We start from the raw sequence: 20296 nt of genomic DNA, 5'->3' as shown, positions 1-20296 counted from the left end.
CTGTTTCTCGAATATGATGTACAGTTTTTCCTCTTATTGGGGACACTTGTAAGGGAATATGCGGGCTGTAAAAAATTTTTTCAAATCGCTTTTCCAGACTTTTGTATCCGCTCTCAAGGCTGATATATCAATTTGTCAGTCTCTAACCGCATCAAGTGCGATTCGGCTGTTTGCCGGTCAAAAATGTCGAATTGAGGATGACACCGTTTGACAAAAAAAGTACAATAGTTTCGGTATAGTGATGTTCTAGTCTATAAACAGGACAGGCATACATGAAGAAAACCCTTCAGAAAAGGGAGGTAATCTTTTGTTAAAAGATATATTCAGCAAAAAGAAAAAAAAATACGCTTCCGTTCCCGCGGAATCAGCAAAGCAAGATGTACCGGAAGGGATCATGACAAAATGCCCGGATTGCAAAAAAATCATGCTCACAAAAGAGCTGGATAAAAACTTAAGGGTCTGCATGAACTGCGGTTACCATCTTCAAATGAACGCGAAGCAGCGTATAAAAAGCCTGCTGGACGATGGCTCCTTTGAAGAATTCAATCAGGATATGATGTCTGAAAACCCGCTGGAATTCCCAGGATACCTTGAGAAACTGCAAAAAGACCGGGAAAAAACATCGCTGAATGAAGCGGTTGTCACCGGAAAAGGGACGGTTGACGGATCTCCGGCAGTCGTTGCCGTGATGGATTCATCTTTCAGAATGGGAAGCATGGGGTCTGTCGTAGGCGAAAAAATTACGCTGGCGATCGAAAAGGCAAGAGAAGAAAAAGTGCCTTTCATTATTTTTACCGCATCAGGCGGTGCGAGAATGCAGGAAGGCCTTCTCAGCTTGATGCAAATGGCTAAAACAAGCTCCGCTTTAAAGCTGTTCAGTGAAGAGCAGGGCTTGATCATTTCGGTGATGACACATCCGACAACAGGCGGTGTATCCGCAAGCTTCGCATCCCTCGGCGATTACAACCTTGCCGAGCCGGGCGCGCTGATCGGCTTTGCCGGAAGAAGAATTATCGAACAAACCATCCGTGAAGAACTGCCTGAGGATTTTCAGACTGCGGAATTTCTGTTAAAGCACGGACAGCTTGATTCCGTCGTTCACAGAGCAGACATGAAAAAAACGCTCGGCAGCATTTTGAAAATGCACCAAACTGGAGGTGATCTCGAGTGGCTGGAGAATTAGAATTTGAAAAACCGGTGGTCGAACTGCGTGAAAAGATCGCCGAATTGAAAAGGTTCACACAGGATTCCGATATGGATTTAAGCTCTGAAATTACGAAGCTTGAAGCTCGTCTTGAAAGGCTTGAAGAAGACATTTATACAAATCTGAAAGCCTGGGACAGAGTCCAGATTGCAAGGCATCCGAACCGTCCGACAACGCTCGATTATATCGAACATCTTTTTACCGATTTTTTTGAATGCCACGGAGATCGATATTTCGGTGATGATGAAGCGATTGTCGGCGGAATTGCCAAGTTCCGGGGCCTTCCTGTGACAGTGATCGGCCAACAGCGCGGCAAGGATACAAAAGAAAACATCCGCCGCAACTTCGGAATGCCGCATCCGGAAGGCTACCGCAAAGCGCTCAGGCTGATGAAGCAGGCCGATAAATTTAACAGGCCGATCATCTGCTTTATTGATACAAAAGGAGCATACCCTGGAAAAGCAGCTGAAGAGCGGGGGCAAAGCGAAGCAATTGCCAAGAATCTTTTTGAAATGGCGGGACTTTCTGTGCCGGTCATCTCGATCGTCATCGGGGAAGGCGGCAGCGGGGGAGCGCTTGCGCTCGGCGTCGCAAACCGCTTATTGATGCTGGAAAACTCAACTTATTCGGTGATCTCTCCCGAGGGAGCGGCTGCTATCCTCTGGAAGGATTCAGGACTCGCGAAAAAAGCGGCAGAAACAATGAAAATCACCGCTCCGGACCTTAAAGAATTGGATATTATAGATCATGTTATAAAAGAAGTAAGAGGCGGAGCACACCGCGATGTAGAGCAGCAGGCCGCCTACATCGATGAAGCGCTGAAAAGCGAGCTTAAATCCTTGCTGAAACTGGATAAGAACGAGCTGATTCAACAAAGATATAACAAGTATAAATCAATTGGAAAAATTTCGACTGAAAACCAATTTGTTGGGATAAAATAAATAAACGTGAGGCCTTTGGCTCACGTTTATTTTTTATGGATAAAGGTGAAAAGTGAAAGGATTGTGTCTTTCACCCGCGATTTTTCAAAGAGTTTGCTTAAAATTTATTTAAAAACTTTTTGTTTAATTGTATAATGAGTAAGGTTTTATAGGGATTTTCGGAAAATTTTCATCCCTTTTTCATTGTTTTAGCGGCAATGAACGTGTTAAGGTAAATTATATATGTTTTCGAGGTGAAAAAGATGAAACGTATCGGAGTATTGACGAGCGGCGGAGATTCCCCGGGAATGAACGCGGCGGTCCGCGCGGTTGTCAGGAAAGCGATCTACCATGACGTAGAAGTATACGGAATTTACAACGGGTATTCAGGTTTAATCAGCGGAAAAATAGAAAAGCTTGAAATCGGTTCTGTCGGAGATATCATTCACCGCGGAGGAACGAAGCTATATACAGCAAGGTGTCCTGAGTTTAAAACGGTAGAAGGACGGGAAAAAGGAATAGCGAATTTAAAAAAATATGGTATAGAAGGATTAGTCGTCATTGGCGGAGACGGTTCTTATATGGGAGCGAAAAAGCTGACAGAACACGGTTTTCCTTGTGTCGGAGTGCCGGGAACAATCGACAATGACATCCCTGGAACAGATTTGACGATTGGATTTGATACGGCGTTAAATACCGTTATCGATGCCATCGATAAAATTAGGGATACAGCTACATCCCACGAACGTACATACGTGATTGAAGTAATGGGCCGCCATGCCGGGGACATTGCTTTATGGTCAGGTTTGGCAGGAGGCGCGGAATCCATTTTGATCCCTGAAGCTGACTACGATATGGAAGAAATTATTGCAAGGCTGAAAAGAGGGCATGAGCGCGGCAAAAAACACAGCATCATCATTGTGGCGGAAGGCGTCGGAAGCGGCGTTGAATTCGGCAAAAGAATTGAAGAAGCCACAAATCTCGAAACTAGAGTATCGGTGCTTGGACATATCCAGCGCGGCGGTTCTCCGACTGCAGCAGACCGTGTATTGGCAAGCCGTCTAGGGGCATTTGCGGTTGAACTGCTTCTTGAAGGAAAAGGCGGACGCTGTGTCGGAATTCAAAATAACCAGCTTGTGCATCATGATATCATTGAAATACTCGATCATAAACATACAATTGATCAAAGCATGTACCGCTTGTCTCAAGAACTGTCAATCTAGTGTAAAACCCGAGGAGGAAGCAATATGAGAAAGACTAAAATAGTTTGTACAATTGGGCCGGCCAGCGAAACTGTTGAAAAGCTCACCCAGCTGATGGAAGCCGGAATGAACGTGGCGCGCTTGAACTTTTCCCATGGAGATTTCGAAGAGCACGGCGCAAGAATTAAAAACATTCGCGAAGCAGCCGGCAAGCTGGGAAAAGATATCGGTATCCTTCTTGATACGAAAGGTCCGGAAATCCGCACGCACACAATGGAAGGCGGTTCAATCGAACTGGAAGCGGGTTCTCAGCTGATCGTGTCAATGGAAGAAGTCATCGGTACGCCTGAAAAAATCTCAGTTACATATGATGGGTTGATTCACGATGTATCAATTGGTTCAACGATTTTGCTTGACGATGGACTGATCGGACTTGAAGTCACAGATGTCAACAAGGACAAGCGTGAAATCGTCACGAAAGTAATGAACAGCGGAACGCTGAAAAACAAAAAAGGCGTGAATGTGCCGGGCGTCAGCGTCAATCTTCCGGGAATTACGGAAAAAGATGCTAACGACATTGTGTTCGGTATCGAGCAGGGTGTTGATTTTATCGCGGCATCTTTTGTGCGCCGTCCGTCGGATGTTCTTGAAATCCGCGAACTTCTTGAAGAGCACAATGCGGCAGATATTCAAATCATTCCAAAAATCGAAAACCAGGAAGGCGTTGACAACATCGATGCCATTCTTGAAGTATCAGACGGTCTGATGGTCGCACGTGGAGACCTTGGTGTTGAAATCCCTGCTGAAGAAGTGCCGCTCGTTCAAAAAGAACTGATCAAAAAATGCAATGCGCTTGGCAAGCCTGTTATCACGGCTACCCAAATGCTCGACAGCATGCAGCGCAATCCGCGTCCGACACGCGCGGAAGCGAGCGACGTTGCCAATGCGATCTTTGACGGAACTGACGCGATTATGCTTTCAGGTGAAACTGCTGCGGGAAATTACCCTGTTGAAGCCGTTCAGACGATGCACAATATCGCTTCCCGTTCAGAAGAAGCGCTCAACCATAAAAAGATCCTTTCTGCACGAAGCAAGCAAGTCAGCATGTCAATTACAGATGCCATCGGCCAGTCTGTGGCGCATACGGCAATCAACCTTGACGTGAATGCCATCGTCACACCGACAGAAAGCGGTCATACGGCGAGAATGATTTCCAAATATCGCCCGCAGGCGCCGATTGTCGCAGTTACGGTAAATGATGCGGTTTCAAGAAAGCTGTCTCTTGTCTTCGGTGTTTTCGCAACAAGCGGACAAAACCACAGCTCGACTGACGAAATGCTTGAAAAAGCAGTGCAAAAATCTCTCGACACAGGCATCGTACGCCACGGCGACTTGATCGTTATCACGGCCGGAGCTGTCGGTGAAGCCGGCACAACAAACTTGATGAAAGTGTATGTTGTCGGAGACGTGGTCGCAAAAGGCCAGGGAATCGGACGCAAATCCGCGTTTGGTGAAGTGGTCATCGCTCAAAATGCACAAGAAGCGGATAAAAAAATGAAAGATGGCGCCGTTTTGGTTACAAAAAGCACGGATCGTGACATGATGGCGTCCCTTGAAAAAGCGGCTGCGCTGATTACTGAAGAAGGCGGTTTAACCAGCCACGCGGCAGTCGTAGGCTTGAGCCTCGGCATCCCTGTCATCGTCGGAATAGAAAATGCGACTTCCATTCTCAAAGAGGGAGAAGACATTACGGTCGACTCCGCCCGCGGAGCTGTTTACAAAGGACGTGCAAGCGTACTTTAATCGCTTATTGAAGAAGAAGGGAAGCTTTCCCTTCTTTTTTTGCAGGCGACAGGGCGGCCGTTCGCTTCCATATTAGAATTATGAGGTGAAGACAATGAAGTTTTTCTTATTATTTCTCGTCATTTTTCCAGCGAGTGAAATCGGTCTGTTCCTCTTGTCCGCTAATTGGATCGGTGTCTTGCCGACCGTTTTGCTGATCATCTTGACGGGATTTCTCGGGGCCGCTCTCGCCAAAAAACAAGGAATCGAAGTTTACTACAAAGTTCAGCGCGATCTTCAGTATGGAAAAATGCCTGGGGATGCGATTTTGGACGGGCTTTGTATTTTCATAGGCGGCATGCTGCTTTTGCTGCCCGGCTTTTTATCGGATATCATCGGTTTACTGCTGCTGCTGCCGGCAACGCGCAGCCGTTTCAAACCGTTCATATCCCGCAAGCTGAAGAGGATGTCTGAAGGCAGGCGGATTAACATCATCAAATAACCCGATAAGCGGCGGCCCGCATTGGAAAAAGCAGGCTGCCGCTTATTTTTCATTTCCTTTAATAAACTGCCATACGTCTTTAAAAATACCTGTTGTAAAGAGAGCCTGAATGAGAACGAGAAGGGCGGGACCCATGATCAATCCGAGAAAGCCAAACAATTTGAAACCGGCAAACAGCGCGATCAATGTTCCCAAAGGGTGAAGTCCGATTGACCGGCTCAAAATCTTCGGTTCGGCCAGCTGCCTGAAGACGAGCACGACGATGTACAGGACTCCGAGGCCGATCGCGAGCGGCAGCTGCTTGGATGCTGCTAAATAGACGATCCACGGCACAAATACAGACCCCGCTCCCAAATACGGCAGCAGGTCGACCAGCCCGATGAGAAAAGCGATGGCGACAGCATGATTAACCTTCAACACAGAAAGCCCGATCAACACCAGCACCATCGTCATCGCCACAAGGGTAAGCTGGGCCTTCACAAAGCCTGCCAGCGCTCTTTTCAATTCCGCATAGACAGCCGCTGCACCCGAGATCAGCCGATCAGGAAGAACAGACCGCGCCTTGTTTTGTATTTTATGCAAATCTTTGCTGATAAAAAAAGTAGCTAGGAGCGAAAAGATCAGCACGGCCGCCATATTCGGCAGAAAGGCGAAAAAGAGGGGCACCATCTCAAGAATTTTTGAAAGAAACAAAGCGGTGCCTGATGCGAGTTCACTGCCCAAATTTTGGACCTGTGTAATGATCGATTCCTGCTGGGCGGCTTCGAGCCCGTCAAAAAAAGCGGCAAGCTGATTATACAGCGGCATGATTTGATTCGTAAAAAAAGATTCGATATAAAGAGCGGCTTTATTAAACTGGACGGGGAGTATTTTAGCCAAATGAGCCGTTCCAGAGACAATCTCGGCAACGACCAGGGTCAAAAAGCCGGCTCCGGCGATCAAAAAGCCGCATAGCACGATGCCGACATTAACGCCTCTCGGGAGCCCGGTCCGCTTATCGAGCCATTCCACAAAAGGGTTGATCATGATGGCGAGAATAAGCGCAATCACAAAAGGATAGGTTAACGGAAAAGAGTAGTAGCCGACCGCTCCGCAAGCAGCGGTCAAAAACAGCACATACACTGCCCGAAGCGCAGCTGTGAGATAGGATTGATTCAATTCTGCATCCTCCTGATATTAGAAAGCATGTCCTTATTTCATTTTATTCTTGAGTCCTGTTATTATGAGAAAGGTCATAAAAAAATGGAGTTGAATACAGCATGTTTACTCAAGCTAATTTATTTTTGATCCTGCTTTTGGCCATCGCATTAATCGCGAAAAATCAGTCGTTGATCATCGCGGTATCCGTCCTGCTTTTGATCAAGCTGACCGGCCTCGATCAAAAGCTGTTTCCGGCCATCCAATCCAAAGGGATTAACTGGGGAGTTACCGTTATTACAATAGCGGTCCTTGTGCCGATTGCCACTGGAGAGATCGGCTTTAAACAGCTTGGCGAAGCGATGAAATCATATTACGCATGGATCGCACTCGGGGCGGGCATTCTCGTAGCATTGATCGCCAAAAACGGGATCACATTGCTCGCGGAAGACCCGCATATCACCACCGCTCTTGTATTTGGAACGATTTTAGCGGTCGCTTTATTCAAAGGCGTTGCCGTCGGCCCGCTCATCGGTGCCGGGATCGCCTATCTTGTCATGCAGGCCGTCCAGCATTTTACATCTTAGAAATGCGGGCCAGCTCCCCCTGTTTCAGGGGGTTTTTTAGTTTGAAAAAAACGTTCGCAACTAAAAATAAACATACATAACGCAGTTAAAACTCCTAAAAATCTGTAAATAGAAGTCAGCTGGTGCAAAAAAATAAGGCCCTCTATAAAAAGAGGGCTCAGTTTGTCAAAAACCTGTGTGGGGAAATATGACCGTTTATTTCGAATTTGTGGGTTTTTATTTGTGGAGTCTTCAGCAGGTAAGCTTGGATAAAAAGAAAAAATGATCTATCGTCTCTTTCGGGCTGAAACGCTTGCATCAGTTATCGCATCCTTTATTATGATGGCTGTCGAATTGCGAGTGCTGTTCAGTGCCGGAGAGTTTATTTTTTCTGCTAACTGAGACGTCGGATATGATTGCGGCGCGGACGGCAGCAAGTGATTTTAGTGAACGAAAAAGAAAAATTGATAGAAAACAGAAAGAAATTGAGGAAACCATCAAAAAATTGAAGGATATGAGATGTCATTTTCACAAAAGAAAGAGAACTAAAGAAGCAAAAAAAGCAAACCCAGAAAGAGGGCTGTCATCATCTCGATAAGATTGTATAAAAGACTAATCATGCCAACAACTTCTCATTACAATCATAAGAGCCTGGTTAGGTTGAGGCTGCAGGCTCTTATCATTTTTGACATTATTTTTTTGTATAACGCACCCAGTCGTAATGAGCGTATAGAGGTGTTACACCGTTGTAGGAACCGAGCCAGTCATCGACACCAATACCATTCCACAAGTTCATCATGATCTTTCCTGGCGTAGTCGGAATTTGGCTCGTCGCGGTATGTTTTAATTGCCCATCGACATACCATTTAATCGAGTTTGGCTGCCAATCGAACGCATACGTATGATAGGCATTGGATGCATCAAATCCGAGATCCACAAGCTTCTCATGGTTTCCTACACCATTCGTATAGTAGTTAAACTGAACCTTTGTTGTGTCTTTTCCTAAAAATTCGATATCAATCTCATCCCAAGGAGTTCCATCTGTTGGACCTGTGTAAGTGAAGAACGATGAAACGATCCCTACGTTTTTAGCTGGTTTCATTCTGACTTCATAAAGTCCATATCCATATGTTTGAATAGAGCGATTTTCCCCGCAGTCAAACTTGTTATAAGATGGACTTGTTAGCCCCAAACGCATTTCACCTAATGATGTCATTGATACGTTATTTGCACGCCAAGTGCAGTTGAACACACCTCCATTCGAATAACCATTTGCTTTCTGCCATACACCGGAGTTATAGCTGTTAAAAGGGTCAAAAAACGATCCGCCTGCTTGAGCCGAGGCAGTAGAAGTGACTGCAGACAAACTCAAAAACAATCCAGTGACAAGAAGCAGCAACACTCGTTTCATACGATAAGGCATGTGGCATTCCCCTTTCTTTGAAAACGTTTTCTTTATCGATCATACCTGATTCTTTTAAAAGGGAACATCAGTCAAAATAATGATAATAACTTTTCATTCATAAAAACTCCCCCCGTTTGTTTTAAAACGGATGAAGGGGATTTGCTGTAAAGTAACAAGTAAAAGATTTTATCTCTTTTTCTTTTGTTTATAAATTTATTATAGGTGAAAATCATAAACCGATTAGTATGAAAGAACTGGAGGAATACGTCTGTCCACTTTTAATAAAAATCCCTTCCCAAAACCTCCCTCAAATAGATACAGAAGAATACATGATTCTACAAAGCTGTCGATTGATAATAAATAACTACGAACCCTTGATTTATAAGGCTTTGAAAGCATTTTTGATCAAAAACCTACAAATTTATCAGATTATTGTTTATAATATAAATATGCTTAATCTTTATTAAGCATATCGGAGTATCGAACGGTATATAGAAACGCACGATTGTTTTATTTGAAAAACGATTTAATGTAAGCATTTTCTTTTTGGGTTGAAGAAGATGTATACAACATGCGTTGTTTTTGCTCCTAGGTTTTGGTTTAATTTTAAAAGGGGAAATTTTTTAAAAAAGGGAGAGATGAGTATGACAGCAACACGCGGCCTTGAAGGGGTAGTCGCCACTACATCATCAGTAAGTTCAATTATTGATGATACTCTTACATATGTAGGGTATAACATCGATGATTTGACAGAAAAAGCTAGCTTTGAAGAAGTTGTTTATCTGCTTTGGCATTTAAAGCTGCCGAACAAAGAGGAGCTCGCAGAGCTTAAAAAACAGCTTTCTGAAAATGCCGGTATCCCCAAAGAAGTGATTGACCATTTCAAATCCTACTCGAATGGAAAAGTCCACCCGATGGCAGCTCTTCGGACAGCCGTTTCTTTACTCGGACTGTTTGACGAAGAAGCAGATCAAATGGATGCGGAAGCAAACTACAGAAAAGCGGTGCGTCTCCAAGCGAAGATGCCTGCGCTTGTCGCTGCTTTTTCAAGAATCCGCAAAGGGCTCGAGCCGATTGAGCCGAATCCGGAACTCGGTTTTGCCGCCAACTTTCTCTACATGCTGAATGGAAAAGAACCTTCACCTGTTGAAGTGGAAGCGTTTGACAAAGCCTTGATTCTGCATGCGGATCATGAGCTGAACGCATCTACGTTCACAGCAAGAGTATGCGTCGCGACGCTTTCAGACGTCTACTCAGGGATCACGGCCGCAATCGGGGCCTTGAAAGGTCCGCTTCACGGCGGAGCAAACGAAGCAGTTATGAAAATGCTTTTAGAGATTGGCGAGGTTGAAAACGTAGATTCATATATTCACGCCAAGCTTGAAAAGAAAGAAAAGATCATGGGGTTCGGCCACCGCGTATACCGCCAGGGCGATCCCCGCGCAAAACATTTGAAGGAAATGAGCAGACGTTTGACGAATTTAACGGGTGAAAGCAAATGGTATGAGATTTCAGAGCGGACTGAGGAAATCGTCACGTCTCAGAAAAAGCTGCCGCCAAACGTAGACTTTTATTCTGCGTCGGTTTATCATAGCTTAGGAATCGACCATGATCTGTTCACGCCGATTTTTGCGATCAGCAGGGTATCAGGCTGGCTCGCTCACATTCTCGAACAATATGAAAATAACCGACTGATTCGTCCGCGGGCTGATTACACCGGCCCTGACATGCAGACGTTCATTCCGATTGAAGACAGAAGCTGACCGTTTGAAAGGAGGCTGTTCGAGCTTTGTTCGGCCGGCCTCTTAACGGCTTTCTTAGGAAACAACGATTTCATGAATCTATGAAAAAACATGTTTGTCCCCCGCCAAACGGGGGAAACAAATGTTTTTCTATATTGAAGAATTACATATTATGGGAGGTTTTATTGTGGCACAAGGCGAAAAAATTACAGTCTCCGGCGGAGTATTAAACGTTCCAAACAACCCGGTCATCCCGTTTATTGAAGGGGACGGAACAGGTCCTGATATTTGGAGAGCGGCTTCAAGGGTTCTTGAAGCGGCTGTGGAGAAAGCGTATAACGGCGAAAAGGAAATCACTTGGAAAGAAGTCTACGCCGGGGAAAAAGCGTACAACAAAACAGGCGAATGGCTTCCTGAAGAAACGCTTGATACGATCCGCGAATACCTGATCGCGATTAAAGGTCCTTTAACAACTCCTGTAGGCGGCGGAATCCGCTCATTAAACGTAGCGCTAAGACAAGAGCTTGACCTGTTTACATGCCTGCGTCCTGTCCGCTATTTCACAGGCGTTCCTTCACCGGTTAAGCGCCCTGAAGATACGGATATGGTCATCTTCCGCGAAAATACTGAAGATATCTATGCCGGCATCGAATACGCGAAAGGCTCTGAAGAAGTTCAAAAGCTGATTTCATTCCTGAAAAACGAGCTTGGCGTTAACAAAATCCGTTTCCCTGAAACATCAGGCATCGGTATCAAGCCGGTTTCTGAAGAAGGAACGTCAAGGCTTGTCAGAGCTGCGATCGAGTATGCAATCGAGCACGGCCGCAAATCTGTAACGCTCGTCCATAAAGGAAACATCATGAAATTCACGGAAGGCGCCTTTAAAAACTGGGGCTATGAAGTGGCTGAAAAAGAATTCGGCGATAAAGTATTCACATGGGCCGAATACGACCGCATCGCTGAAAAAGACGGCAAAGACGCTGCAAACAAAGCGCAAAGCGAAGCTGAAGCGGCCGGCAAAGTCATCATCAAAGACAGCATCGCTGACATCTTCCTTCAGCAGATCCTGACCCGCCCTGCCGAGTTTGATGTTGTGGCGACAATGAACCTGAACGGGGACTACATTTCAGATGCGCTTGCTGCCCAAGTCGGCGGAATCGGCATCGCTCCTGGAGCAAACATCAACTATGAGACAGGACACGCCATCTTTGAAGCGACACATGGTACAGCTCCAAAATATGCTGGCCTAGACAAAGTAAACCCGTCTTCAGTCATCCTATCCGGCGTGCTGCTTCTTGAGCATTTGGGCTGGAATGAAGCTGCCGACCTTGTGATTAAATCTATGGAGAAAACAATCGCATCCAAAGTCGTCACATACGATTTCGCTCGTTTGATGGACGGCGCGACTGAAGTTAAATGCTCTGAATTCGGTGATGAGCTTATCAAAAATATGTCTTAAACGGCTGTTTTGGGGTAAAACAACAACAATTAAAAGGGGTAGAAAACATGGGAAAGAAGCGAAATAAAGTATCTGTCATCGGAGCGGGCTTTACAGGTGCAACAACTGCGTTTTTAACGGCTCAAAAAGAATTGGCTGACGTCGTGCTAGTCGACATTCCGCAGCTTGAAAACCCTACAAAAGGGAAAGCGCTCGATATGCTGGAAGCGAGCCCTGTCCAAGGATTTGATGCGAATATTACAGGAACGGCAAACTACGAAGATACGGCCGGCTCAGATATCGTCGTCATCACGGCGGGAATCGCAAGAAAGCCGGGAATGAGCCGGGACGACCTCGTGGCTACAAATGAAAAGATCATGAGGAGCGTAACGAAGGAAGTTGTTAAATACTCACCTGATTGTATCATCGTCGTTCTGACAAACCCTGTGGATGCGATGACATACGCCGTCTATAAAGAATCGGGCTTCCCGAAAGAGCGGGTCATCGGCCAGTCGGGAGTTTTGGATACGGCAAGATTCAGAACGTTTGTCGCTCAGGAGCTCAACCTTTCCGTCAAAGACATTACAGGTTTTGTACTGGGCGGACACGGGGACGATATGGTTCCGCTCGTTCGCTACTCTTATGCAGGCGGCATTCCGCTTGAAACGCTTCTTCCGAAAGACCGGATCGATGCGATTGTTGAAAGAACGAGAAAAGGCGGGGGAGAAATTGTCAACCTGTTAGGAAACGGAAGTGCGTATTATGCGCCAGCCGCTTCCCTGACAGAAATGGTTGAAGCAATCTTAAAAGACCAGCGCCGCGTGCTGCCGACTATTGCCTACCTTGAAGGCGAATACGGCTATGAAGGCATTTACCTCGGCGTTCCGACGATTATCGGCGGAAACGGTCTTGAACAGATCATTGAACTTGAACTGACTGAAACAGAAAGAAGTCAGCTTGATCAATCCGTTGAATCAGTCAAAAACGTCATGAAAGTATTATCATAATGAAAACAGCAGGAAGGCTTTATACAAGCCTTCCTGTTTTTGAATGCGATCTTTTTTACATAAAACCATATGAAAATCAAGACATAAACACGGGCTGTCAGCATATACCTAATCATAATCATCTGCCCGGACATTTTCATTCTTTTTTCTGGAAGCATTCCATCGCTTAAAACAGCGGTTTATTGCCGAAAAAGAGAGATTTTATGCAAAACACTGAAAAATCAAATTGTCGAACGGATAGGCTTTCGTTAAAATAGGAGTGAAAACGTTTATTTAACAAAAGATAGAGAAAGAGATGTCGGGGAAATCTGAAGCCTGGAGGCATGTCATGAGCAAAAAGATATTAGTTGTAGATGATGAGGAATCGATTGTTACCCTTCTAAAATATAACCTTGAACGGTCGGGCTATCATGTGGTGACGGCCATGGACGGAGAGGCCGGCTTATTAAAGGCGATTGAAGAGAAGCCGGATCTGATCGTGCTCGATCTGATGCTTCCTAAAATGGACGGCATTGAAGTATGCAAGGAACTCAGACAGAAGAAGCTGATGTATCCGATTTTGATGCTGACCGCTAAGGATGATGAATTTGATAAGGTGCTCGGTCTCGAGCTGGGTGCCGATGACTATATGACGAAGCCGTTCAGCCCGAGAGAGGTGACGGCAAGGGTCAAAGCGATTTTAAGAAGAACACAGACGCTGTCCGTTCATCCGGAGGAGACGGAAGAACCGGATGCAGGCGAGCTGATCATAGGCGAATTGAAAATACTGCCAGAACATTATGAGGTTTACTTTCAAAACGAACGCCTCGAGCTAACGCCTAAGGAATTCGAACTCCTTTTATATTTGGGAAGGCATAAAGGGAGGGTGCTGACGAGAGACCTTCTCCTCAATGCTGTCTGGAACTACGACTTCGCGGGCGATACGCGCATCGTCGATGTCCATATCAGCCATCTTCGCGATAAGATCGAAAAAAATACGAAAAAACCGGAATACATTAAAACAATCAGAGGTCTTGGCTACAAAATGGAGGAGCCGAAGCTGAATGATTAAATTCCGGACCCGGCTTTTAGCTGCCCTGCTGACGCTTTTGATTCTCGTATTTGCTTCACTCGGTTTTCTGCTCGTTCACTTGTTTCACTCCTCATACGATGCCAAACTGAGCAGCCATATTGAAAAAGAAGCCGCTTTGGTCGCTTCATTGGCAAATCGTGAAAACATGAAGTCTTCGGAGCAAGGAGCCATTTTAGAGAAGGCAAGCCGTGAACTGGACAGTCATGTATCGCTGATTGATACAAAAGGTCAGGTTCTTTTTCATTTTGGGGGCCGTGCAGAAGATCAATCCGTTATCAAAGAAGCGCTTGAGTCGGATTTAAACGGTGAAGGAGGAGGCTTCAGAATCAATCCGGATGACGAGTCCGTTTACCGTTACGTGCAGCCGCTGAAAGAAGACGGGAATGTGAATGGATATATTCTGATCAGCACTCCTGTCGATTCATTGCAAGATATCAATCAAAAGATCTGGATTCTCCTCGGCGTGAGCCTTGGAACGGCCTTTTTAATCATCGCCGGGCTTGGGGCGAGAATAACCTCTCAATATACGAATCCGATTGAGTCTGCGACACAAGTAGCGATTGAGCTTGCCAAAGGAAACTATAAAGCAAGAACTTTCAACGAAGATGAAACGATGCTGAGCCAGTCCATCAATATGCTGGCGCAGAACCTGCAGGACATGACAAGAGCACAGGAAATGCAGCGCGACCGTCTGCAAACCGTCATCGAAAATATCGACTCCGGTCTGATCTTAATCGATGGAAAGGGTTATATTCACCTTGTGAACCGCGCTTATCAAAAGCAATTTCACGTAGAAGCCGATCAGCTTCTTTACCATTTCTATCACGAAGTGCTCGAACACGAAGAAATCATTAATCTCATCGAAGAAATTTTTATGACGGAAACAAAGGTCCGCAAAATGTTTAAACTGCCGATCAAAATTGAAAGAAGGTATTTTGAAGTCGACGGAGTTCCAATTATCGGCATCAATGATGAGTGGAAAGGCATCGTTCTCGTGTTCCATGATATGACGGAAAGAAAGCAGCTTGAAGAAATGAGGAAGGACTTTGTCGCCAATGTCTCCCATGAGCTGAAAACGCCGATTACATCGATCAAAGGGTTCACCGAGACGCTTTTAGACGGAGCGATGAACGAAAGGGAGACGCTGCTGCAATTTCTATCGATCATCTTAAAAGAGAGCAGCCGTCTGCAAACCTTGATCCAGGACCTGTTGGATCTGTCGAAAATCGAACAGCAGAACTTCACCCTGAATATTCAAAATTGCAATATTGGTGAAATCCTCGCTGAAATTGAGATGCTTTTGAAGAATAAAGCGGAGGAAAAAGGAATCACCTTGACCCTGGAAAAGCCGGAGAAGCCAGCCGTTGCTTCCGGGGATCCGCACAGACTAAAGCAGATCTTTTTAAATTTGGTGAACAATGCCCTCACATATACGCCTGAAGATGGAAACGTAACGATTTCGGCTGATGTACTGGAAAATGCAGTGCAAGTCAAAGTGAAGGATACGGGCATCGGGATCAAGCGGTCCGAAATCCCGAGAATATTCGAACGCTTCTACCGGATCGATAAAGACAGGAGCAGAAATTCAGGAGGAACCGGTCTCGGCCTAGCGATCGTCAAGCATTTAGTCGAGGCCCACGACGGTGAAATCGACGTCGAAAGCGAGCGGGGAAAAGGCACCGAATTCACGGTCCGCTTAAAACGCGCATCCGAGTAGCTTCATTTAGCAAACTTTACAAAGGCTTAACAACTTTTATATACATGGTTAAAACTTGGCTGATAGGATCATTAGTGAACCCCTTCATCCAAGGAGCCATATGGACGGACGCGATCAACAGCGCGTCCCTTTTTTTATTTTTCTGCAAAATCACTCTCATTTTCCTTTCAAAATGAACTTTGCTAAAATAAAATAAGCAAATATGATCACGAAGTTGAATGGAAGCTGACGAATCGGCTCCTTAGGAGGATAAAGATGACTGAAAGAAAAAAACTAGTATTGGTTGACGGAAACAGCCTGGCTTACCGCGCGTTTTTCGCTCTGCCTCTTCTCAGCAATGAAAAAGGGATACATACAAACGCTGTGTACGGTTTTACCACGATCTTAATGAAGATGCTTGAAGAAGAAAAACCGACCCACATGCTCGTTGCTTTTGATGCGGGGAAAACGACATTCAGACATAAAACGTTTAAAGAATATAAAGGCGGCAGACAAAAAACGCCGCCCGAGCTGTCCGAGCAGCTGCCGTTTATCCGCGAGCTCCTCGACGCCTATCAAATCTCAAGGTATGAGCTTGAAAACTACGAGGCCGATGATATTATCGGCACCCTTGCCAAGTCAGCGGAAAAAGACGGATTTGAAGTGAAGATTTTTTCAGGCGACAAAGACCTGACACAGCTGGCTACAGAAGGAACGACGGTCGCCATCACGAAAAAGGGCATTACAGATGTTGAATACTATACGCCGGAACATGTCCGGGAAAAGTACGGACTTACACCTGAACAAATCATTGACATGAAAGGGCTGATGGGAGACTCATCAGACAACATTCCAGGTGTGCCGGGCGTCGGCGAAAAGACGGCGATCAAGCTTTTGAAACAGTTCCATACAGTAGAGGAGCTGCTGTCGTCAATAGACGAAGTCAGCGGAAAAAAACTGAAAGAAAAGCTTGAAGAATTTAAAGAACAGGCATTGATGAGCAAAGAGCTTGCGACAATTACGACAGAAGCGCCGCTTGAAGTCACCCTCGATTCCCTCGGATACGAAGGTTTTGACAGGGAAGCGGTCGTCAAGATTTTTAAAGATCTCGGTTTTAACTCTTTGCTCGAAAGGATTGGCGAAGAGCCGGGAGAAAAAGAAGAAGAACAGTTTGAAGAGATCAACGTCACGATCAAAACAGACATCACGGATGATTTGTTTGCGTCACCGGCTTCACTCGTTGTCGAACAGCTCGGCGACAATTATCATGAGGCGCCGATCCTCGGTTTTTCGATCGTCAACGAACATGGCGCTTTCTTCATCCCGGAAGAGACAGCTGTTCAGTCGGACCGTTTTAAAGAGTGGGCCGAAGACGAGTCGAAAAAGAAATGGGTGTTTGATGCAAAACGCGCGGCGGTCGCTTTGCGCTGGCGGGGCATCGAACTGAAAGGCGCAGAATTTGACGTTCTCCTTGCGGCCTATATCATCAATCCGGGACACTCTTACGACGATGTTGCAAGCGTTGCGAAAGAACACCAATTACACATTGTCGCGGCAGATGAAGCGGTCTACGGAAAAGGCGCGAAACAGGCGGTGCCGGATGAGAAGGAGCTTGCCGACCATTTAGCCAGAAAAGCGAAGGCGATATCGCTGCTCCGCGAAAAGCTTCTTGATGAATTGGAGAAAAACGAGCAGCTCGATCTGTTTGAAGCGCTCGAAATGCCCCTCGCCCACATTCTCGGTGAGATGGAATCGATCGGTGTCCAAGTCGATGTCGACAGATTGAAAAAAATGGGGGAAGAACTGTCCGCCAAATTAGCGGAATACGAGAAGAAAATCCACGAGTCAGCAGGTGAAACGTTCAATATCAATTCTCCAAAGCAGCTCGGTGTGATTTTGTTTGAAAAACTCGGGCTGCCTGCCGTCAAAAAAACAAAAACGGGCTATTCGACTTCAGCCGATGTGCTGGAAAAACTGCGCGACAAACACGTCATTATCGAAGATATTCTGCACTACAGACAGATCGGCAAGCTCCAGTCCACATACGTCGAAGGGCTTTTAAAAGTAATCAAAAAAGACAGCCATAAAGTGCATACCCGCTTTAATCAAGCTTTAACACAGACGGGAAGGCTCAGCTCAACCGATCCAAATCTGCAAAATATACCGATCCGTCTTGAGGAAGGCCGCAAAATCCGGCAGGCGTTTGTCCCTTCGCAAAAAGGCTGGCTCATATTCGCTGCGGATTACTCCCAAATCGAATTGAGGGTTCTCGCCCACATTTCAAAGGATAAAAATTTGATTGAAGCGTTCACGAACGATATGGACGTTCACACGAAAACGGCGATGGATGTTTTTCATGTATCAGAAGAAGAAGTCACCCCTGCGATGAGGAGGCAGGCGAAAGCCGTCAATTTCGGAATCGTCTACGGAATCAGCGACTACGGCTTGTCGCAAAACCTGGGAATTACAAGAAAGGAAGCGGCCGCGTTTATTGAGCGCTATTTCCACAGCTTCCAGGGAGTTAAAGAATACATGGAAGAAACCGTTCAAGAAGCGAAACAGAGGGGCTATGTGACGACTCTTTTAAGCCGGAGGCGGTATATACCGGAATTGACGAGTCGGAATTTCAATCTGCGCAGCTTTGCCGAACGGACGGCAATGAACACGCCGATCCAGGGAAGCGCCGCAGATATCATTAAAAAAGCGATGATCGACATGGCGGACAAGCTGAAAGAAAAAAATCTCCAGGCCAAACTGCTGCTGCAGGTTCATGACGAATTGATTTTTGAAGCGCCTGAAGATGAAATCAAAGTGCTTGAAAAACTAGTTCCGGAAGTAATGGAACATGCATTGGAGCTCGATGTTCCGCTGAAAGTGGACTGCGCTTCAGGGCCTTCATGGTACGATGCAAAATAGAGAAAAGGAAGTGATGATGTGCCGGAATTACCAGAAGTCGAAACGGTCCGGCGCACTCTTGCCGGGCTTGTAAGAGGGAAAACGATCGATGCGGTTGATGTCAGATGGACAAAAATCATAAAACGTCCGGAGGAGCCTGAGGAATTCGCAAGGCTCCTGGCCGGTCAGACGATTCAGTCGATCGGAAGAAGGGGAAAATTCCTGTTGTTTCATCTTGATGATTGTGTCATGGTTTCCCATTTGAGAATGGAAGGAAAGTACGGGCTTCATCAAAACGATGAACCCCTTGATAAACATGTGCACGTCATTTTCAGGTTCACGGACGGAAGCGAGCTGCGCTACCGGGATGTCAGAAAGTTCGGCACGATGCATTTGTTTAAGCCGGGAGAAGAACTGACGGAGCTGCCTCTCAGGCAGCTCGGTCCCGAACCTTTCAGCGAGGAATTTACAGCCGGTTACTTAAGAGAGCGCCTGAAGAAAACAAACCGCTCAGTGAAAACCGCACTGCTCGATCAGCGGACAGTGGTCGGACTGGGCAATATTTATGTCGACGAGGCTTTGTTCAGAGCCGGTATCCATCCCGAGACAACAGCGAACAAGCTCACAAAAAAACAGACGGTTCTTCTTCATGAAGAGATCGTTCAAACGTTAAAGGAAGCTGTTGAAGCAGGGGGAAGCACAGTCAGATCTTACATCAATTCACAAGGTGAAATCGGCATGTTCCAGCTCAAACTTTTCGTTTACGGCCGGAAAGATGAACCTTGTAAAAAGTGCGGATCTCCAATTGAAAAAACAGTCGTTGGCGGAAGGGGCACGCATTTTTGCATAAAGTGCCAGAAAAAATGACAATCGCATAAAAGGGACAACAGCAAGCCGTATCATGGTTCAAGCTGTCGATGCATACGCTCCATATAGCTGTTAAAAGCAAGCTTTAAGGTGTGATGTTTCTTTTTCGGGTAAACAACACACGGATGGTTTTCTTCTTTCATATATATAAGAAGCCTAGAAAGCTGCCTTTAGGCTGCATGACTTAACTGCTCGCATCAACAGAAAGGAAGAGCCTGATATGATGTTTGCATCTTTCTTGCTGCTGGCATTTGCCGTCAGCTTGGACAGTTTTTCAGTCGGATTTACTTACGGATTGCGAAAGTTGAAAATCCCATTTAAAGCGATTTTGATTATTGCTTTTTGCTCTGGTGCCGTGATGTATATTGCCATGATGATCGGAACCCTTTTGGCGAAATTCCTGCCCGTTGTCGTAACAGAAAGGCTCGGAGCCGTCATATTAATGGGGATCGGCGCATGGGTGCTGTATCAGTTTTTCAGGCCGGAGAAAGAACAGGATCTCGTCTTCTCTGAAAAAACGCTCATCAACCTTGAATTGAAATCGCTCGGAATCGTGATACACATTTTAAGAAAACCGACAAGCGCCGACATTGATAAATCAGGAATCATTACCGGTATAGAAGCTTTCCTTCTCGGTTTCGCCCTCTCTATTGACGCGTTCGGAGCAGGGATCGGCGCGGCTGCGCTCGGCTTTTCCCCTGTACCGATGAGCATTACGGTAGGCATCATGAGCTCATTGTTCGTATTTTGCGGAATACAGGCGGGGCGATTTTTATCGAAATGGAACTGGATGGATAAACTGACCTTTCTTCCCGGTATATTGCTGATTATGATCGGCATCTGGAAACTGTAAGAAGGAGG

16 protein-coding genes and 1 pseudogene are annotated in these 20296 nt (G+C 45.9%); 15 read left to right on the top strand and 2 right to left on the bottom strand.

Going from position 1 to position 20296, the window contains the following annotated elements; all coding sequences use genetic code 11:
* The first annotated feature begins 307 nt into the window (after positions 1–307).
* From accD to M1D67_RS16035, 5 genes are all read left to right on the top strand, one after another.
* Entirely contained in the window at positions 308–1183 is an 876-nt protein-coding gene (gene accD, locus M1D67_RS16055) for an acetyl-CoA carboxylase, carboxyltransferase subunit beta (RefSeq protein WP_020452563.1), read from the top strand.
* A complete protein-coding gene (gene accA / locus M1D67_RS16050) occupies positions 1168–2145 on the top strand; it encodes an acetyl-CoA carboxylase carboxyl transferase subunit alpha (protein ID WP_023855491.1) in 978 nt (325 codons plus the stop codon). The genes accD and accA overlap by 16 nt, the downstream gene beginning before the upstream one ends.
* 242 nt (positions 2146–2387) lie before the next feature.
* A complete protein-coding gene (gene pfkA, locus M1D67_RS16045) occupies positions 2388–3347 on the top strand; it encodes a 6-phosphofructokinase (protein ID WP_020452561.1) in 960 nt (319 codons plus the stop codon).
* Positions 3348–3371: 24 nt separating this feature from the next.
* A complete protein-coding gene (gene pyk / locus M1D67_RS16040) occupies positions 3372–5129 on the top strand; it encodes a pyruvate kinase (protein ID WP_479831389.1) in 1758 nt (585 codons plus the stop codon).
* A gap of 94 nt (positions 5130–5223) precedes the next feature.
* Complete coding sequence (locus tag M1D67_RS16035) at positions 5224–5610, top strand: FxsA family protein (protein WP_020452559.1); 387 nt, start codon at positions 5224–5226, stop codon at positions 5608–5610.
* A 42-nt stretch (positions 5611–5652) separates the two neighbouring features.
* Here the strand turns inward: M1D67_RS16035 and ytvI are convergent, their stop codons facing one another.
* The gene (ytvI, locus tag M1D67_RS16030; protein WP_020452558.1) at positions 5653–6768 is read right to left on the bottom strand and encodes a sporulation integral membrane protein YtvI; all 1116 of its coding nucleotides are present in this window, start codon (positions 6766–6768) and stop codon (positions 5653–5655) included.
* A 101-nt stretch (positions 6769–6869) separates the two neighbouring features.
* Here ytvI and M1D67_RS16025 point away from each other — a divergent pair, with 101 nt between their 5' ends.
* Both M1D67_RS16025 and M1D67_RS16020 read left to right on the top strand, forming a co-directional pair.
* Entirely contained in the window at positions 6870–7334 is a 465-nt protein-coding gene (locus M1D67_RS16025; RefSeq protein ID WP_020452557.1) for a DUF441 domain-containing protein, read from the top strand.
* A gap of 267 nt (positions 7335–7601) precedes the next feature.
* Positions 7602–7749 (top strand): annotated as a pseudogene (locus M1D67_RS16020) (transporter); the annotation flags it as partial.
* Between the two features lie 255 nt (positions 7750–8004).
* Here M1D67_RS16020 and bglS read toward each other — a convergent pair.
* Positions 8005–8736, bottom strand: a complete 732-nt coding sequence (gene bglS, locus M1D67_RS16015; protein ID WP_144499095.1) for a beta-glucanase — start codon at positions 8734–8736, stop codon at positions 8005–8007.
* A 626-nt stretch (positions 8737–9362) separates the two neighbouring features.
* Here bglS and citZ point away from each other — a divergent pair.
* The 8 genes from citZ (at position 9363) to ytaF (ending at position 20288) form a co-directional block, all read left to right on the top strand.
* Positions 9363–10481, top strand: a complete 1119-nt coding sequence (gene citZ, locus M1D67_RS16010; protein WP_479831388.1) for a citrate synthase — start codon at positions 9363–9365, stop codon at positions 10479–10481.
* A gap of 166 nt (positions 10482–10647) precedes the next feature.
* Positions 10648–11919 (top strand): NADP-dependent isocitrate dehydrogenase, encoded by a 1272-nt coding sequence (gene icd, locus M1D67_RS16005; RefSeq protein ID WP_144499094.1) that lies wholly within the window; start codon positions 10648–10650, stop codon positions 11917–11919.
* Positions 11920–11966: 47 nt separating this feature from the next.
* The gene (gene mdh / locus M1D67_RS16000; RefSeq protein ID WP_023855484.1) at positions 11967–12905 is read left to right on the top strand and encodes a malate dehydrogenase; all 939 of its coding nucleotides are present in this window, start codon (positions 11967–11969) and stop codon (positions 12903–12905) included.
* A gap of 328 nt (positions 12906–13233) precedes the next feature.
* Positions 13234–13956 (top strand): response regulator transcription factor, encoded by a 723-nt coding sequence (locus M1D67_RS15995; RefSeq protein ID WP_020452552.1) that lies wholly within the window; start codon positions 13234–13236, stop codon positions 13954–13956.
* Complete coding sequence (gene pnpS, locus M1D67_RS15990; RefSeq protein ID WP_479831387.1) at positions 13949–15694, top strand: two-component system histidine kinase PnpS; 1746 nt, start codon at positions 13949–13951, stop codon at positions 15692–15694. The genes M1D67_RS15995 and pnpS overlap by 8 nt, the downstream gene beginning before the upstream one ends.
* Positions 15695–15949: 255 nt before the next feature.
* Positions 15950–18589 (top strand): DNA polymerase I, encoded by a 2640-nt coding sequence (gene polA / locus M1D67_RS15985; RefSeq protein WP_020452550.1) that lies wholly within the window; start codon positions 15950–15952, stop codon positions 18587–18589.
* Between the two features lie 18 nt (positions 18590–18607).
* Complete coding sequence (mutM, locus tag M1D67_RS15980; RefSeq protein WP_023855481.1) at positions 18608–19435, top strand: DNA-formamidopyrimidine glycosylase; 828 nt, start codon at positions 18608–18610, stop codon at positions 19433–19435.
* Between the two features lie 220 nt (positions 19436–19655).
* Positions 19656–20288: a sporulation membrane protein YtaF gene (ytaF, locus tag M1D67_RS15975; protein WP_009329359.1), complete on the top strand. Its 633-nt coding sequence runs from the start codon at positions 19656–19658 to the stop codon at positions 20286–20288.
* The last annotated feature ends 8 nt before the right edge of the window (positions 20289–20296 follow it).

This window comes from Bacillus sp. PK6-025 (assembly GCF_056530265.1).
This window is presented reverse-complemented; position numbering and strand designations above follow the sequence as displayed.

Excerpts from the sequence above, each read along its gene's own strand:
- ytaF (WP_009329359.1), top strand. The coding sequence starts at position 19,656 with ATGATGTTTGCATCTTTCTTGCTGCTGGCATTTGCCGTCAGCTTGGAC.
- citZ (WP_479831388.1), top strand. The coding sequence starts at position 9,363 with ATGACAGCAACACGCGGCCTTGAAGGGGTAGTCGCCACTACATCATCA.
- M1D67_RS15995 (WP_020452552.1), top strand. The coding sequence starts at position 13,234 with ATGAGCAAAAAGATATTAGTTGTAGATGATGAGGAATCGATTGTTACC.
- pnpS (WP_479831387.1), top strand. The coding sequence starts at position 13,949 with ATGATTAAATTCCGGACCCGGCTTTTAGCTGCCCTGCTGACGCTTTTG.
- mdh (WP_023855484.1), top strand. The coding sequence starts at position 11,967 with ATGGGAAAGAAGCGAAATAAAGTATCTGTCATCGGAGCGGGCTTTACA.
- pyk (WP_479831389.1), top strand. The coding sequence starts at position 3,372 with ATGAGAAAGACTAAAATAGTTTGTACAATTGGGCCGGCCAGCGAAACT.
- M1D67_RS16035 (WP_020452559.1), top strand. The coding sequence starts at position 5,224 with ATGAAGTTTTTCTTATTATTTCTCGTCATTTTTCCAGCGAGTGAAATC.
- pfkA (WP_020452561.1), top strand. The coding sequence starts at position 2,388 with ATGAAACGTATCGGAGTATTGACGAGCGGCGGAGATTCCCCGGGAATG.
- bglS (WP_144499095.1), bottom strand. The coding sequence starts at position 8,736 with ATGCCTTATCGTATGAAACGAGTGTTGCTGCTTCTTGTCACTGGATTG.
- M1D67_RS16025 (WP_020452557.1), top strand. The coding sequence starts at position 6,870 with ATGTTTACTCAAGCTAATTTATTTTTGATCCTGCTTTTGGCCATCGCA.
- polA (WP_020452550.1), top strand. The coding sequence starts at position 15,950 with ATGACTGAAAGAAAAAAACTAGTATTGGTTGACGGAAACAGCCTGGCT.